Origin of the sequence: Phyllobacterium sp. OV277 (genome assembly GCF_900104355.1) — a bacterium.
Lineage (GTDB): Bacteria > Pseudomonadota > Alphaproteobacteria > Rhizobiales > Rhizobiaceae > Phyllobacterium.
In genome coordinates this window covers 641914-655377 of record NZ_FNIY01000002.1, presented here as the reverse complement: position 1 = coordinate 655377, position 13464 = coordinate 641914, and the positions used below count along the sequence as shown (strand labels likewise).

Here is a 13464-nt window from a genome sequence, read left to right as displayed (position 1 = left end):
ACCGATCAAGCCGCTTTTTGTATTGGCAATTGCAGGCGAATGCGCGCACCGCGCCACGGTCCGGTCAATATATCGACACGCCCGCCATGCAATCGGGCAATCTGACGGGCGAGGTTAAGGCCGAGACCAGCCCCGCTGGAGCGAGGGCGCAGACGGTAGAAGGGCTCGAACACGTGTTCATGCTCTTCCTCCGGAATACCCGGTCCTTCATCACGAACTTCAATACCGCCCGCCTCGTCAACCAACACTGTGATTGTTCCCTTCCCGTCACAATGTTCGATTGCGTTGCGGATGAGGTTTGCAACAGCCTGTTCGATCTGCAACGTGTTGACCTGAACATAGACGGGCTTTGCCGGTGGTTCGAAGGAAAGATCGTAACCGGCAGCAATTGCCAAAGGCGCAAAATCTGCAGCGATCTGACCAGCCAACGGCACAAGATCGACAACCTCACCCGGTCCAACCGGCTGGTCAAGCAATTGACGGTCGAGCAATTGCTGCGCCAGATGCGACAAACGCTCGATATCCTGGAGCAAACGCGCACTTTGCGGATCTTCCGTCAAAAGCTCGGCTCGCGTTCGCAGAATCGCAATGGGCGTACGCAGCTCGTGTGCCGCATCCGTCAGAAAGCGATTGTGCTGATCATAGCCTTGGCCAAGCCGGGCAAGCGCGTGGTTGAAAGCCTGAACCAGCGGTGTAATTTCCAGCGGCACCTGTTCGATGGGCAGTTGCATGGCACGGTTATTGATATCAATACGTCCCGCCTGAGTGGCCGTTGCAACAAGCCCAGCCAGCGACCGGCGCACAACTGCCGGCGTTGTAACCAGCGTTGTCACGCCCATCACGATGATAATGGGCAAAAGCAGTGCGATGATAACGATAATGAGAACGGGAACGACCCTTATCCAGGCCGTACTACCATCCGGATTTCGCGCCATGTCCACTTGCATATCAATATTGATTTCCAGGCCCTCATTTTCATCGCGAGATGCCCGCGTAGAGGTAATGACCTGTATGGGGCCGGCCTTGGTATCGATTTTTGAGACGACAGCTTCAGGGCGCAAATCCCCCTCGCTAAAGCCAAGAGTTGCGTGGTCTACGGCCTTCAAAAGATCGCTGGTATCATTCTCATAACCAACGGGAATATCGCCCTGCTGTACGGACTGTCCGTTTGTATCGCGCGCAATGAACCAAAGTCTGGGGAACTCCTCGCGGAATGAATTCAGTTCTTCAGTCTCACGCACGATCAGCTTGCCATCGGCATCCCGGTCGATTGCGCTTTTCAGAAGATCCACAGCCGCTTCATTATCGACAAGCAACTTTGGATTGGCCACCCACAAGACCAGCGAAAACAGCCCGATGAAGATAAGCAGCGTCGTTGCCTGCAGCACAATGAGCCTGCGAACCAGAACCCATTGCAACGAGCGCGGACGGATTTTCTTCATGCAGTTGCCCGTAACAGATAGCCAAGATTGCGTATAGCCCGGATCTCGACTCCTGCGGCCACATCTTCCAGCTTGCGCCGCAGCCGTGACACGTGGGCGTCAAGCGCATTCGAGCCAATCTCATCATCCATCGCATAGACCGATTCTTCGAGTGTGGCACGCAGGACAGTACGCCCCGGCCGGCGGATCAAGGTCTCAAGCACCAGCCTCTCCCGCCGCGGCAATTCCAGTGGCTGATCGTCTATGAGCGCTTCACGGTGGCGGAAATCATAGGTCAACCGGCCAATGACTGTCTGCTCTGCACGTAGGGTGAATGGACGCCGGTGCAATGCGCGCAAGCGGGCCATCAGCTCTTCCGTGGCAAAAGGCTTGACCATATAGTCATCCGCACCCGCATCCAGTCCGGCAACACGATCATTGAGGCTGCTCATGGCCGTCAGCACGATCACCGGCGCATCGACATGCAGGGCCCGCAGACGTGGAATGAGACTCAAACCTTCTCCATCCGGCAACCGTCGATCCAGCACCACAGCGTCATAGGGACCAAATTTTGCCATAGCCTCGGCATCGGCCAATGTCGATACATGATCGACGATCACATCGCGACGCTCCAGCGCGGCTTTCAGGACCGAAGCCATCTCAGGCTCGTCCTCAAGCAGCAAGATGCGCATTGAAATTCTCCATTGGTGAAACACCGGCACTAAGGCCCGCGTGTGGTGACAAAATCTTTATCATGACTTGCAGATAAATGCAGTGTTGCTCGCACTGTATGATCCGCCCATCATTCACACTCCAGCTTTGGCTTGCGGAAATTGGTGATGTACCAGCGACCACCGGACGAACGGGCGTAGAATGTATAAAAACATTCCTTCTGCTCGACATAGCCGGGCGTTTCCGTTTCCACATAACGCCTGCCATGCCGTGTATCGCGGACCTCACCGCTGGATGTGCCTGAAACAGCATTGGTCGATATCTTGCGCCACTGATAGGCACGCTCTCCCGGACCAAGATCGAGAACTTCGGTCGGCGGGCCGTAATCGATAACCACCGATTCAACCGGCTGCCCGATATAATTCTTCATGATGTCGGACGCACATCCTGCCAAAATCAATGCGCTAACTACAAAACCGGCTCCGATAACCCGTTTGCAATTACGGGCATTGTGCATGGACATATGGAAACCCCCATCGACAAAACTTATGCCCGGCAACTAGGCTGCGAAGATTGCATCGACATTACCTGAGGGTTGCAGTGATATGACTGCCGCTTCACAAATCATTGCAGAGCGCATCAACTGTCAGAAAATTTCGCAGAAAGCTTTCCATCTTTGCTGAACTTGCGCTAAGAACCCGCCATCCCTTTCAAACGCTCCTAGAGGTTTCCCCGAAATGGCATCGAAAAAGCTCCTTCTTCTTCCCGGCGACGGTATCGGACCCGAGGCAATGGCCGAGGTCCGCAAGATCATCGCCTATATGAATGCTGAACTCAAAAGCGGCTTTGAACTGGACGAGGGCCTTGTCGGTGGCTGCGCCTATGACGCCCATGGCAAGGCGATTTCGGATGCCGACATGGCAAAGGCCATGGCAGCAGATGCAGTTCTCTTCGGCGCTGTCGGCGGTCCAAAGTGGGATAGCGTCCCCTATGACGTGCGTCCGGAAGCTGGCCTTCTGCGCCTGCGCAAGGATATGGAACTCTTCGCAAATCTGCGCCCTGCCATCTGCTATCCGGCACTTGCCGACTCCTCTTCCCTCAAGAAGGACGTGGTCGAAGGTCTCGATATCCTGATCGTGCGTGAATTGACCGGCGGCGTCTATTTTGGCGAACCAAAAGAGATCGTTGATCTCGGCAATGGCCAGAAACGCGGTATCGATACGCAGGTTTATGACACCTACGAGATCGAGCGTATTTCCGGTGTTGCCTTCGAGCTGGCGCGCACGCGCCGCAACAAGGTTACATCAATGGAAAAACGCAATGTGATGAAATCCGGCGTTCTGTGGAACGAGGTGGTTACCGCCACGCACAAGGCACGCTATTCCGATGTCCAGCTTGAACATATGCTGGCTGATGCCGGTGGCATGCAGCTGGTTCGCTGGCCCAAGCAATTCGATGTGATTGTCACCGACAATCTCTTCGGCGACATGCTGTCAGATATTGCCGCGATGCTTACCGGTTCGCTTGGTATGCTTCCCTCCGCCTCTCTCGGCGCGCCCGATGGCAAGACCGGCAGCCGCAAGGCGCTTTATGAGCCAGTGCACGGTTCTGCCCCTGATATCGCGGGAAGTGGCGCAGCCAACCCGATTGCCATGATTGCATCTTTCGCCATGTGCCTGCGCTATTCCTTCAATATGGTTGAAGAAGCGGACCGGCTGGAAGCTGCGATTGCCGGTGTTCTTGGCGACGGTATTCGCACGGCTGATATTATGTCCGAAGGCAGCACCAAGGTTGGCACCACCCAGATGGGCGATGCGATCCTTGCCAAGTTCAAGGCGCTCGCTGCCTAATCGGCGGTATCTTATTGAAAAACCCGGCGCGAGTGATCGCGCCGGGTTTTTTATCAGCCTCAAATCACTTGATGTCGTTCAGATCCTGTCCCTTGGTCTCACGGACGAAGATCAGACCGATGATCAGTGTCATGGCGGCGATAACGATCGGATACCACAGGCCGTAGTAGATATCGCCCTTAGCCGCACTCATCGCAAAAACGATTGCCGGAACCAGACCGCCGAACCAGCCATTGCCAATATGATAGGGCAATGACATGCCGGTGTAGCGAATGCGGGTCGGGAACATCTCGACCAAAATCGCAGCAATCGGGCCGTAAACCATCGTCACGTAAAGAACGAGAACGAACAGAATGGCGATGGTCATCGGCCAATTCACAGCCTTCGGGTCGGCAACCACGCTGAACGCGCCGCCATTGGCGATCGTGTAAACAGCCATCTCGGTGGCACCGGCTGCCTGTTCCGCGGTAAGCAGCTTGTCCTTAACGAGATTGGCAACCGGCGTGACGGCCTTTTCACCGGCACGAATGGCAGCAGCATCAAGATTGAGTTCCGGATTAGCTTTGACGAAGCCATCCAGCTTCACCTCCGGGACCTTGGCAGCAGCCCGCACCAGCGGGAACCCGGCCTTTTGCAGGGCAAGGTTCAGGTCATGCGTCAGGACCGCATTCTTGGCAGTTGCATCCGCACCGGCGGCAACAGCGTCGTAGGACGGGATGACCGTATCGCCAAGCTTGATCGTGGCTGGCTGGCCAGCAGGGCCATTGACAACGTCGTAGGGTACGGAACTTTTGGACAAAAACGACGTGGCAATATCGCACGAACTGGTGAACTTGGCATTACCAACAGGGTTGAACTGGAAGTTACAGTCACCCGGCGCTGCGGTCACAGTTGCACGAACCGTTGCTTCGGCCTGTGCCAATGCCGGATTGGCGGCCTTGGTCAGCGCCTGAAACAGTGGGAAGTATGTGAGGATTGCCAGAGCGAGACCAGCCATGATGATCGGCTTGCGGCCAATCTTGTCCGACAACCAACCGAAGAAGACGAAGAAGCCGGTGCCGAGCAGCAGGGCTATCGCAATCATGATATTGACAGACTGTCCATCGACCTTGAGCACGTTCTGCAGAAAGAACAGCGCGTAGAACTGACCGGAATACCAGACGACAGCCTGACCGGCAGTCAAACCGAACAGCGCAAGCAGAGCGATCCGGGCATTTTTCCACTGACCGAACGCCTCCGTCAACGGCGCTTTGGAGCCCTTGCCTTCTTCCTTCATCTTTTTGAACGCAGGCGATTCACTCAAGGAGAGACGAATCCATACGGAAATGCCAAGCAACACGAAGGAAAGAACAAAGGGAACGCGCCATCCCCATGCAGCAAACGCTTCCTTGCCAAGCAGGTTCTGAACAATCAGAATAACTATCAGTGACAAAAACAGACCGAGCGTTGCGGTGGTCTGAATCCAGGAGGTGTAGTAACCGCGCCGGTTGTTTGGCGCATGTTCCGCGACATAGGTTGCCGCACCGCCATATTCTCCGCCAAGTGCCAATCCTTGTAACATGCGCAGTACAATCAGGATGATTGGTGCTGCAATACCCAGCGTTGCAGATCCGGGAAGAAAACCGACCAGAAAGGTCGACGTACCCATAATCAGGATGGTGACAAGGAACGTATATTTACGTCCGACCAGATCACCAATGCGGCCAAAAACCAACGCTCCAAATGGACGAACAAGAAAGCCTGCTGCAAAAGCCAACAACACGAAGATGTTACGGGTTGTTTCAGGGTACTCATTAAAAAAGGCCTGACCTATGAAAAGACCTAGTGAGCCGTACAGGTAAAAGTCGTACCATTCGAAAACAGTTCCAAGAGAAGAAGCGAAGATAACTTTCTTCTCTTCTCTCGTCATAGCCCGGCTGGCGTCGCCAGCCACAGAAGTGGTCGCCATTTCTATTCCTCCCAGAAAACAGCATTTGCCCGGCCCCAAGGTCCGGTCATATCTTCAGTTTTTGTCACTGCGCAGGATTTCATTGGCCAAGCCCATTGGCTTCAACTGATCTCACGCCGGTGAATGTCCTCCGGAACTCTCCCCCCAAAGGTCATGCACCCCATGCACCGCCCAAGTGTTGAACAAATATTCACGAAAGCAAAGACTGCTTTTGGCAGCAAAAGTCCAAAATTGTGTGTAACGCGACATATTCTTATCTTTTGCATGGACAATTGACTCTTTTTGGAAAGCGGATACAAGCGTGTCAGGTTAAGGAGACGCCCCCGTGAGCAGCGAATCAACTGCACACTTTTTGACGAGCGGTTCCGGCTTTCATGCCGGATGCGCAGGCGCGTCTGTTCTTTCCACCAAAATGTCGGCCAAAACGACCACCAAAACGGTCTGATTTCCCTTGGCCTGCTCGCCCCCTCCCGGGTCCGGCCCGGGGGAAAAGACCCGCAGTGGCCAGCGGGTTTTTTGCAAAGAGCGGTGAGGGACAGGAGATAGCACATGAGTTTCAAGGTTGCGGTTGTAGGTGCCACGGGCAATGTGGGCCGCGAAATGTTGACAATACTGGAAGAGCGCGGCTTTCCAGTGAGTGAAGTTGTTGCGCTAGCCTCGCGCCGGTCACAGGGTACCGAAGTTTCCTTTGGCGACCGCACGCTGAAGGTCAGGGCCCTCGACACCTATGATTTTTCCGACACCGATATCTGCCTGATGTCGGCTGGCGGCAATATTTCCAAGGAATGGTCACCGAAGATTGGTGCGCAGGGCTGCGTCGTCATCGATAATTCTTCCGCCTGGCGTTACGATTCCAACGTGCCGCTGATCGTTCCAGAAGTAAATCCCGATGCCATCGTCGGCTTTACCAAGAAGAACATCATTGCCAACCCGAATTGCTCGACTGCCCAGCTCGTCGTGGCTCTGAAGCCACTGCACGATAAGGCAAAGATCAAGCGTCTTGTCATCTCCACTTATCAGTCCGTTTCCGGCGCCGGCAAGGAAGGCATGGACGAACTCTTCCAGCAGTCACGCGCTGTCTTTGTTGCTGACCCTGTCGAGGCCAAGAAATTCACCAAGCGCATAGCCTTCAACGTCATTCCGCACATCGACGTCTTCATGGAAGATGGTTACACCAAGGAAGAGTGGAAGATGGTCGCTGAGACCAAGAAGATGCTTGATCCCAAGATCAAGCTGACGGCGACATGCGTGCGTGTACCTGTTTTTATCGGTCATTCGGAAGCCGTCAACATTGAGTTCGAAAGCCCGATGAGCGCAGAGGAAGCCCGCGATATCCTGTCCGATGCTCCAGGATGCCTTGTCATCGACCGGCATGAAGATGGCGGTTACATCACGCCTTACGAGGCGGCCGGTGAAGACGCGACCTATATTTCGCGTATCCGTGAGGACATCACTGTCGAGAATGGCCTATCGCTTTGGATTGTTTCTGACAATCTGCGCAAGGGTGCCGCGCTTAACACCATTCAGATCGCCGAGCTTCTGGTGGCTCGTGGGCTGATCCAGCCCAAGCAGCTTGCAGCTTAAACAGGCAATGCCGCAAAAAAGAAAGGGCGCAGTTTCTGCGCCCTTTTTCTTTGAATAATCGATAGTATCAACAGGCTTAAACCTGCATGGTTCAGCGCTTAAGCCCAGGGATGCCTCTGGGCATTGGCCGCTTCAAAGGTGTCGATCTTCGAGGCTTTTTCCATGGTGAGACCAATATCATCAAGACCGTTCAGCATGCAGTAGCGACGGAATTCATCAAGGTCGAAACTGATCTGACCGCCATCAGGCCCCCTGATCGTCTTCTCTTCCAGATCGATCGTCAGCGTTGCATTGGCACCGCGCTGTGCATCGTCCATCAGCTTGTCGAGATCCTCATGGCTGACACGGATCGGCAGAATGCCGTTCTTAAAGCAGTTATTGTAGAAAATATCGGCAAAGCTGGTCGAGATGACGCAGCGGATACCGAAATCGAGCAACGCCCAAGGCGCATGCTCACGGCTGGAACCGCAACCAAAATTATCACCGGCAACCAGAATCTGCGCCTTGCGATAGGCTGGCTTGTTGAGGACGAAATCCGGATTCTCCGAGCCGTCTTCATTGAAGCGCATTTCGGCAAAAAGTCCGGTACCAAGTCCTGTGCGCTTGATCGTCTTCAGGTAATCCTTGGGAATGATCATATCCGTGTCGATATTGATGATCGGCAACGGTGCGGCAACGCCGGTGAGCTTGGTAAACTTGTCCATAATCTCTGCCTGTGGTGTTCATAAGATGAGTATGTTGGCTTTACACCAGCTTGGCGGCAAATCAAAGACCTTCCGCCTGTGGCAGATTGGGGCAGTCAGCTGCGCATGATTGCTCTTGTCTTGGCTCGCGTATCAATGCAAAAAAGTGATATGCGCAAAACGTCTCACCCTCGCCGCTCGGTTCTTTACGTTCCCGCCTCAAATGCCAAGGCTCTCGCCAAGATTGCCAGCCTTGATACTGATGCGGTTATTTTTGATCTGGAAGATGCTGTTGCGCCGGATGCAAAAGATGAGGCCCGCGAGGCTTTGCGCGATTATTTCCGTGCCAATCCGGCAAGCAAGGCTGAACGGATCATTCGTATCAATGCGCTTGCAAGTGAGTGGGGCGCCGAAGATCTTCTGGCTGCGCGGGCCTGCAAACCCGACGCAATCCTTTTGCCGAAAGTCGAGACACCGCATGATATAACCGGCGTTACCGAAATACTCGAAGAGACCGATGCTTCAGAAAATATCAGGCTTTGGGCGATGATCGAGACACCGCGCGGCATTCTGAACGCGGATGAGATCGCTGAGCTTGGTTTACGGTCCACGGGTCGTCTTGATTGTTTTGTCGTCGGCACCAATGATATCGCCAAGGAAACGGGTATAAGTCTGAGCGAAGGCCGTTCCTATCTCATACCATGGCTGATGCAGATCGTTCTTTGCGCCAAAGCCGGGCGCCTTGATGTCATAGATGGCGTCTATAACAACTTTGCGGACACTGCCGGTTTTGCAACTGAATGCACTCAGGGCTCGAAAATGGGCTTTGACGGCAAAACACTAATCCATCCCTCGCAGATCGATGCAGCAAACCGCGCTTTTCAGCCGGATGAGGCGGCCCTTACAGAAGCCGAATCCATTGTTGCAGCCTTCGCCTTGCCTGAAAATGCTGGCAAGGGTGCGATTGCCCTGAATGGAAAAATGGTTGAACGCCTGCATCTCGCCAATGCGGAAAAGACGCTGGCGAAAGTGCAAATCAAAGGAGACAAAGCATGAAACTGTACCGCTTCTTGACCGGCCCCGATGATGCCAGCTTCTGTCATAAGGTTACGGCTGCCGTTAATAAAGGTTGGCACATTTACGGCTCGCCTACCTATGCCTTCAACTCCGTCACCGGCACAATGCAGTGTGGCCAAGCGGTGGTAAAGGATGTTGATGGGGTCGATTATGATCCGGGTATCAAGCTCAGCGACTATTAAGCCGCAGCATTACTCAGGCGGCTTTTCGGTGCTCCATATTGCTGCTCTGACATATCCATTGTGGGTCTTCGTCTTGAGAGCAGCCTTTCCCGCAATCGCTGATTAGTCGACGCTTGCTTCAATCCGTTCCATATCCTCATCTGAAAGGCCGAAATGGTGGCCAATCTCATGGATGAGAATGTGCGTGACAATATCGCCCAGAGCCTCCTCATATTCGGCCCAATAATCAAGGACAGCACGACGATAAATAGTGATTTTATTGGGCTGTTCACCCGTCTGTAGCGAAAAACGTTCACCGATTCCCCGGCCTTCGAACAGGCCAAGCAAATCAAACGGCGATTCCAGACCCATATCTTCAACGATTTGGTCCTCGGGGAATTCGGATACCTGAATGGTGATATCACCGCAGAGACCTCGAAAATCCTCCGGCAGATGCGCATAGGCCTCAATCGCGAGGGATTCGATTTCACTCAAAGCCGGTGACAGGCGATGAGTCCAATCTGCAGTTTGGTTACTTCTGGCCATTAAAACTCCCGGAGCACTTTTCGCTTCATATAGTGCTTTTACACCAAGGATGCGAGTGCCATGCGAACTAGCTCCGCGAAGGCACCAGAAGCCGTTCCATGCGCCGGAAGCTTTCTGCAAGGACCGTTGGGTCTTTCAAGCCATGGGCAAGCATGATGCCGCCCTGCCACTCCGCCACCGCATTGCGCGCTGTTGCAAGCGCCGTTGAAGGCCGCAGTCCCGTTCTCCCGAGTTCTCTTCCGATAAATCCGATGAGAAGACTGAAAACTTCCGCAGCCCGTTCAGCCGCCTGCGGTGATTCATGTCGAAAGTCGCGAATGCCCAAGGCGATCGGACACCCGTTCTCCACTCGGCTTTTTAGGGAATGCGCCAGTTTTTCAATGAGTAGCTGCAGACGCTTGCGCGGCTCCTGATCCGCTTCAACAATTTCCGTCAGCATATCCTCGGTTTCAGCGACGAAAATATCGGCAACACCGCGCGCCAACTCGGCCTTGGTCTTGAAGTAATAATAAATATTGCCAAGCGGAATGCCGGACTCCGCTGCGATATGCGCAAGGCTTGTCACCGCAAAACCCCGACGCCAGAACAACCCGGCCGCCGTAGCGACAAGAATATCGCGTTTGTCATTCCGCTTGGTCAAGAACCGCCTCTGATTCAGTTATTCAACTGACTCATATTCTCACAGTTTCCGTGAAAAATGGAGTTAAAATATCTAATCTTCGATGGTCCGCGCCTCTGATGGCAGCATGATCGGGATGCCGTCGCGGATGGGATAAGCAAGATGCGCCGATTTTGAAATCAGCTCCGACTTTTCTTGATCATAGACAAGGGGCCCCTTGGTCAAGGGGCAGACCAGAAGCTCAAGCAACTTGCGATCTATTGCCGGTTCGCGTTTTGGTTCAATCACGGGTGCGCTCCCTTGAAGTGGGTCATTGCAGATTTGACCCAAAATCATCTTTGTCTTTTGCCAGCATGATTTCAGTGATTGCAATCAGAGTCTCGGCTCTGGTTTTCAGGTCGGCCGCTTCAAGCAGGGCTTGTTTTTCCGCCGCACCAAAAGGCGACATCATTGCCAGCGCATTCACCAGCGTTTCGTTGCCCGCACGGGAAATACCATCCCAATCCGCTTCAAGATTATTTGCATCAAGATAAGCCCTGAAAACACGCAGCAGAGCAGTGCGATCCACTTCCGAATCATCTGCCTCGTCGAGATCAGCAAGAAGCGGCGCGATCTTGCACTGCCGGAACGGTGTTCTGCTGGACAATTCCTTAACAATCCGAAAGCGGCAAATGCCCTGCAACGTGATCAAAAGACGGCCATCGCCTGTCTCAGCAAAGGACGTGATGCGGCCAAGGCACCCGACCTCGCATAATTCATCCGTTTCCTCTTCGCCCTGATCGAAGCGGGGCTGGATCATACCAATAATACGCTTACCGCTCAGAGCAGCGTCCACCATCGCCAGATAGCGCAGCTCGAAGATGTTCAAAGGCAGTTGCCCGCCGGGGAGCAACAGTGCTCCCGAAAGAGGGAAAATCGGTACACTTTCCGGAATATTCTCCAGCGTCCGATAACGAACATTGCCTGCTTGCATTACCAGCTCCAGTGATTGATCCGCTGAAACACGGACCGATCGCTATTGTGCCCTATTTCATTCAGGAAAACAGCAGGGAAGACAGTTTCCGGCGCGCGGTAAGCGACGCCGGATCAGCCGGCCCCCATGCTTCGAAGAACTGCAACAGCTGTTTGCGGGCACCATCATCGTTCCACGCACGATCGGCCTTCATGATGGCAAGAAGATGATCGGCAGCCTCGTCACGCTCTCCGGTGGCGTTCAGGATCATGGCGAGATCATAACGTGCCTGATAATCCTTTAGATCAGCTTTAAGCCTTGCTTCCAATGCAACGGGATCGCCGAGTTTGGCCACCTGATCGGCCAAGGCGATCTTTGCTTCTGCCGCCCGTACACCAGCATCTTCCTTCTTATCGGCAGGAACCTGCGCGAGAACGGCCTTGGCCTGATCGAGATCACCAAGCTCAATCAGGCAATTTGCCAATCCGGCAAGCGCGCCGACATGATCAGGCACCTCGCCAAGAACCGCGGAGTATATCTGGGCAGCCTGTTCGGCATCACCGGCCGCAACCGCTTGTGTCGCCGCATCCAGCGCTGCTTGGATGGCCGCATCCCTGTCACCATCGGGTGATGCAATACGATCGATGAATTCCTGCACCTTGGATTCAGGCAGGGCACCCATGAAACCATCGACAGGTTTGCCGTCCGAAAAGGCAATTACAGCGGGAATCGACTGAATACCCAACTGACCAGCAATCGCCGGATGTTCGTCAATGTTCATTTTAACGAGCTTTACACGCCCGCCAGCGGCATTGACCACCTTTTCGATGATAGGGGTCAGCTGCTTGCACGGACCGCACCACGGCGCCCAGAAATCAACCAGAACCGGTTGGTTCTTCGATTCGGCAATCACATCGGTAGCAAATCCTGCGGTGGTTGTATCCTTGATCAGGGCGCCCACAGGTTTTGAGGGCGCAGATGGAGCCGAGCCGCCATAGGATACGGTCGTCGTGCCAGACGCGCTGCCATAGCCGCCACTGAACGGGTTATCTGTATTGCTCATGAAAGTTCTCCCGCATCCGCTGGTCACGTATTTGCCAAGTCCGGTTGGACTGACGCATGTCTGCACTCAGGTTGGGTTCGATTCGTCAATTTTCAAGATCAGGGGCTCATGACCCGTCGCCTCCAGAAAGCGCATGAGGTCATCGCTTGCGATAGACGTTGTCGCATCATTGCTCAGAGGATGCGCATTAATGATATCGCTGCGCATAAGATTTTCATCGAGCACCACCTTTACCTGATGGTCCTCGTCATTGATTACGCCCAGCACACTGACGGAGCCTGGAACAAGCCCAAGATATTCCATCAGCTTTTCCGGCTTTCCAAAGGACACCCGGCTTGAAGCACCAATCTTTGTATGAATCGTCTTGAGATCGACCAGCGCCTCTTCGCCAACAGTCACAAGAAAGAATTTGTCCTTCTTGTCTTTAAGAAAAAGATTCTTGGTATGAGCACCGGCAACCTGCCCGCGCAAATCCTGTGCTTCGGCGACCGTAAATACCGGTGCATGGCGAATCGTTGACGTTTTGATCTCGAGTTCGTCGAGTTTCTGCATCAGCTCTTCATATGTCTTGGGCATTCTGGCTCTCGCGGCACCGATCATCAGGAAATAAGCTTTCCTGTCCTAATCACTTCGACGCGCGCTCTCAAGCGAAAAGCCAGCGATACGGCGTTTAAACAAGTGTTCGACCTTAAGGCCAACGCAATCATTCAACAATTTTTTCGAATATCGTCATAAAGTCGAAAATTCACTGTTGCAATTGCCCTGTGCTTGGGTCATATAGGCCCCGCTTCGCAAGACAAACTGGCACATGCGGGAGTAGCTCAGGGGTAGAGCACAACCTTGCCAAGGTTGGGGTCGAGGGTTCGAATCCCTTCTCCCGCTCCAGTT

Annotated in this window: 15 protein-coding genes and 1 tRNA gene; 5 read left to right on the top strand and 11 right to left on the bottom strand. The window is 53.8% G+C overall.

Annotation, left to right across the window (positions count from 1 at the left end; genetic code table 11):
* Nucleotides 1-5: 5 nt before the first annotated feature.
* The 3 genes from BLU05_RS09155 to BLU05_RS09145 form a co-directional block, all read right to left on the bottom strand.
* Complete coding sequence (locus tag BLU05_RS09155) at nucleotides 6-1442, bottom strand: sensor histidine kinase (RefSeq protein WP_091879400.1); 1437 nt, start codon at nucleotides 1440-1442, stop codon at nucleotides 6-8.
* Nucleotides 1439-2113 (bottom strand): response regulator, encoded by a 675-nt coding sequence (locus BLU05_RS09150; protein WP_091879399.1) that lies wholly within the window; start codon nucleotides 2111-2113, stop codon nucleotides 1439-1441. Before BLU05_RS09150 ends, BLU05_RS09155 begins: the two co-directional genes overlap by 4 nt.
* 110 nt (nucleotides 2114-2223) lie before the next feature.
* On the bottom strand, nucleotides 2224-2610 hold the full coding sequence (locus BLU05_RS09145; RefSeq protein ID WP_244518306.1) for a hypothetical protein: 387 nt from the start codon (nucleotides 2608-2610) through the stop codon (nucleotides 2224-2226).
* Nucleotides 2611-2830: 220 nt separating this feature from the next.
* On the opposite strand from BLU05_RS09145, the gene leuB reads away from it, so the two are divergent.
* Nucleotides 2831-3943 carry a 3-isopropylmalate dehydrogenase gene (leuB, locus tag BLU05_RS09140; RefSeq protein ID WP_091879396.1) on the top strand — a complete coding sequence of 371 codons (1113 nt, stop codon included), beginning with the start codon at nucleotides 2831-2833 and terminating at the stop codon, nucleotides 3941-3943.
* Nucleotides 3944-4007: 64 nt separating this feature from the next.
* On the opposite strand, the gene BLU05_RS09135 is transcribed toward leuB, so the two are convergent.
* Nucleotides 4008-5891, bottom strand: a complete 1884-nt coding sequence (locus BLU05_RS09135) for an MFS transporter (RefSeq protein WP_091879394.1) — start codon at nucleotides 5889-5891, stop codon at nucleotides 4008-4010.
* 549 nt (nucleotides 5892-6440) lie between these two features.
* On the opposite strand from BLU05_RS09135, the gene BLU05_RS09130 reads away from it, so the two are divergent.
* On the top strand, nucleotides 6441-7475 hold the full coding sequence (locus BLU05_RS09130) for an aspartate-semialdehyde dehydrogenase (protein WP_091879392.1): 1035 nt from the start codon (nucleotides 6441-6443) through the stop codon (nucleotides 7473-7475).
* A 98-nt stretch (nucleotides 7476-7573) separates the two neighbouring features.
* Here the strand turns inward: BLU05_RS09130 and leuD are convergent, their stop codons facing one another.
* Nucleotides 7574-8179: a 3-isopropylmalate dehydratase small subunit gene (gene leuD, locus BLU05_RS09125; RefSeq protein WP_091879391.1), complete on the bottom strand. Its 606-nt coding sequence runs from the start codon at nucleotides 8177-8179 to the stop codon at nucleotides 7574-7576.
* 150 nt (nucleotides 8180-8329) lie between these two features.
* Here leuD and BLU05_RS09120 point away from each other — a divergent pair, with 150 nt between their 5' ends.
* Together BLU05_RS09120 and BLU05_RS09115 are read left to right on the top strand one after the other, a co-directional pair.
* Nucleotides 8330-9214, top strand: a complete 885-nt coding sequence (locus BLU05_RS09120) for an HpcH/HpaI aldolase/citrate lyase family protein (protein ID WP_091879389.1) — start codon at nucleotides 8330-8332, stop codon at nucleotides 9212-9214.
* Nucleotides 9211-9417 (top strand): DUF1737 domain-containing protein, encoded by a 207-nt coding sequence (locus BLU05_RS09115; RefSeq protein WP_091879388.1) that lies wholly within the window; start codon nucleotides 9211-9213, stop codon nucleotides 9415-9417. The genes BLU05_RS09120 and BLU05_RS09115 overlap by 4 nt, the downstream gene beginning before the upstream one ends.
* 102 nt (nucleotides 9418-9519) lie before the next feature.
* Here the strand turns inward: BLU05_RS09115 and BLU05_RS09110 are convergent, their stop codons facing one another.
* The 6 genes from BLU05_RS09110 to BLU05_RS09085 form a co-directional block, all read right to left on the bottom strand.
* On the bottom strand, nucleotides 9520-9942 hold the full coding sequence (locus tag BLU05_RS09110; protein ID WP_091879386.1) for a metallopeptidase family protein: 423 nt from the start codon (nucleotides 9940-9942) through the stop codon (nucleotides 9520-9522).
* A 67-nt stretch (nucleotides 9943-10009) separates the two neighbouring features.
* Nucleotides 10010-10582, bottom strand: coding sequence for a TetR/AcrR family transcriptional regulator (locus BLU05_RS09105; RefSeq protein WP_091879385.1), 573 nt, complete (start codon nucleotides 10580-10582; stop codon nucleotides 10010-10012).
* A 72-nt stretch (nucleotides 10583-10654) separates the two neighbouring features.
* The gene (locus BLU05_RS09100; RefSeq protein ID WP_091879383.1) at nucleotides 10655-10897 is read right to left on the bottom strand and encodes a Trm112 family protein; all 243 of its coding nucleotides are present in this window, start codon (nucleotides 10895-10897) and stop codon (nucleotides 10655-10657) included.
* Nucleotides 10872-11534, bottom strand: a complete 663-nt coding sequence (locus BLU05_RS09095) for an LON peptidase substrate-binding domain-containing protein (RefSeq protein ID WP_091879382.1) — start codon at nucleotides 11532-11534, stop codon at nucleotides 10872-10874. The genes BLU05_RS09100 and BLU05_RS09095 overlap by 26 nt, the downstream gene beginning before the upstream one ends.
* A gap of 61 nt (nucleotides 11535-11595) precedes the next feature.
* On the bottom strand, nucleotides 11596-12576 hold the full coding sequence (gene trxA / locus BLU05_RS09090; RefSeq protein ID WP_091879380.1) for a thioredoxin: 981 nt from the start codon (nucleotides 12574-12576) through the stop codon (nucleotides 11596-11598).
* 66 nt (nucleotides 12577-12642) lie between these two features.
* Nucleotides 12643-13152, bottom strand: a complete 510-nt coding sequence (locus BLU05_RS09085; protein WP_091880203.1) for a prolyl-tRNA synthetase associated domain-containing protein — start codon at nucleotides 13150-13152, stop codon at nucleotides 12643-12645.
* Between the two features lie 234 nt (nucleotides 13153-13386).
* Between BLU05_RS09085 and BLU05_RS09080 the strand changes: the two genes are divergently transcribed.
* A tRNA-Gly gene (locus BLU05_RS09080) sits at nucleotides 13387-13461 on the top strand.
* Nucleotides 13462-13464: the final 3 nt, after the last annotated feature.

Excerpts from the sequence above, each read along its gene's own strand:
- BLU05_RS09130 (WP_091879392.1), top strand. The coding sequence starts at position 6,441 with ATGAGTTTCAAGGTTGCGGTTGTAGGTGCCACGGGCAATGTGGGCCGC.
- BLU05_RS09100 (WP_091879383.1), bottom strand. The coding sequence starts at position 10,897 with ATGATTTTGGGTCAAATCTGCAATGACCCACTTCAAGGGAGCGCACCC.
- trxA (WP_091879380.1), bottom strand. The coding sequence starts at position 12,576 with ATGAGCAATACAGATAACCCGTTCAGTGGCGGCTATGGCAGCGCGTCT.
- BLU05_RS09150 (WP_091879399.1), bottom strand. The coding sequence starts at position 2,113 with ATGCGCATCTTGCTGCTTGAGGACGAGCCTGAGATGGCTTCGGTCCTG.
- BLU05_RS09085 (WP_091880203.1), bottom strand. The coding sequence starts at position 13,152 with ATGCCCAAGACATATGAAGAGCTGATGCAGAAACTCGACGAACTCGAG.
- BLU05_RS09145 (WP_244518306.1), bottom strand. The coding sequence starts at position 2,610 with ATGCACAATGCCCGTAATTGCAAACGGGTTATCGGAGCCGGTTTTGTA.
- BLU05_RS09155 (WP_091879400.1), bottom strand. The coding sequence starts at position 1,442 with ATGAAGAAAATCCGTCCGCGCTCGTTGCAATGGGTTCTGGTTCGCAGG.
- BLU05_RS09115 (WP_091879388.1), top strand. The coding sequence starts at position 9,211 with ATGAAACTGTACCGCTTCTTGACCGGCCCCGATGATGCCAGCTTCTGT.
- leuB (WP_091879396.1), top strand. The coding sequence starts at position 2,831 with ATGGCATCGAAAAAGCTCCTTCTTCTTCCCGGCGACGGTATCGGACCC.
- BLU05_RS09120 (WP_091879389.1), top strand. The coding sequence starts at position 8,330 with ATGCGCAAAACGTCTCACCCTCGCCGCTCGGTTCTTTACGTTCCCGCC.
- BLU05_RS09110 (WP_091879386.1), bottom strand. The coding sequence starts at position 9,942 with ATGGCCAGAAGTAACCAAACTGCAGATTGGACTCATCGCCTGTCACCG.
- leuD (WP_091879391.1), bottom strand. The coding sequence starts at position 8,179 with ATGGACAAGTTTACCAAGCTCACCGGCGTTGCCGCACCGTTGCCGATC.
- BLU05_RS09135 (WP_091879394.1), bottom strand. The coding sequence starts at position 5,891 with ATGGCGACCACTTCTGTGGCTGGCGACGCCAGCCGGGCTATGACGAGA.
- BLU05_RS09095 (WP_091879382.1), bottom strand. The coding sequence starts at position 11,534 with ATGCAAGCAGGCAATGTTCGTTATCGGACGCTGGAGAATATTCCGGAA.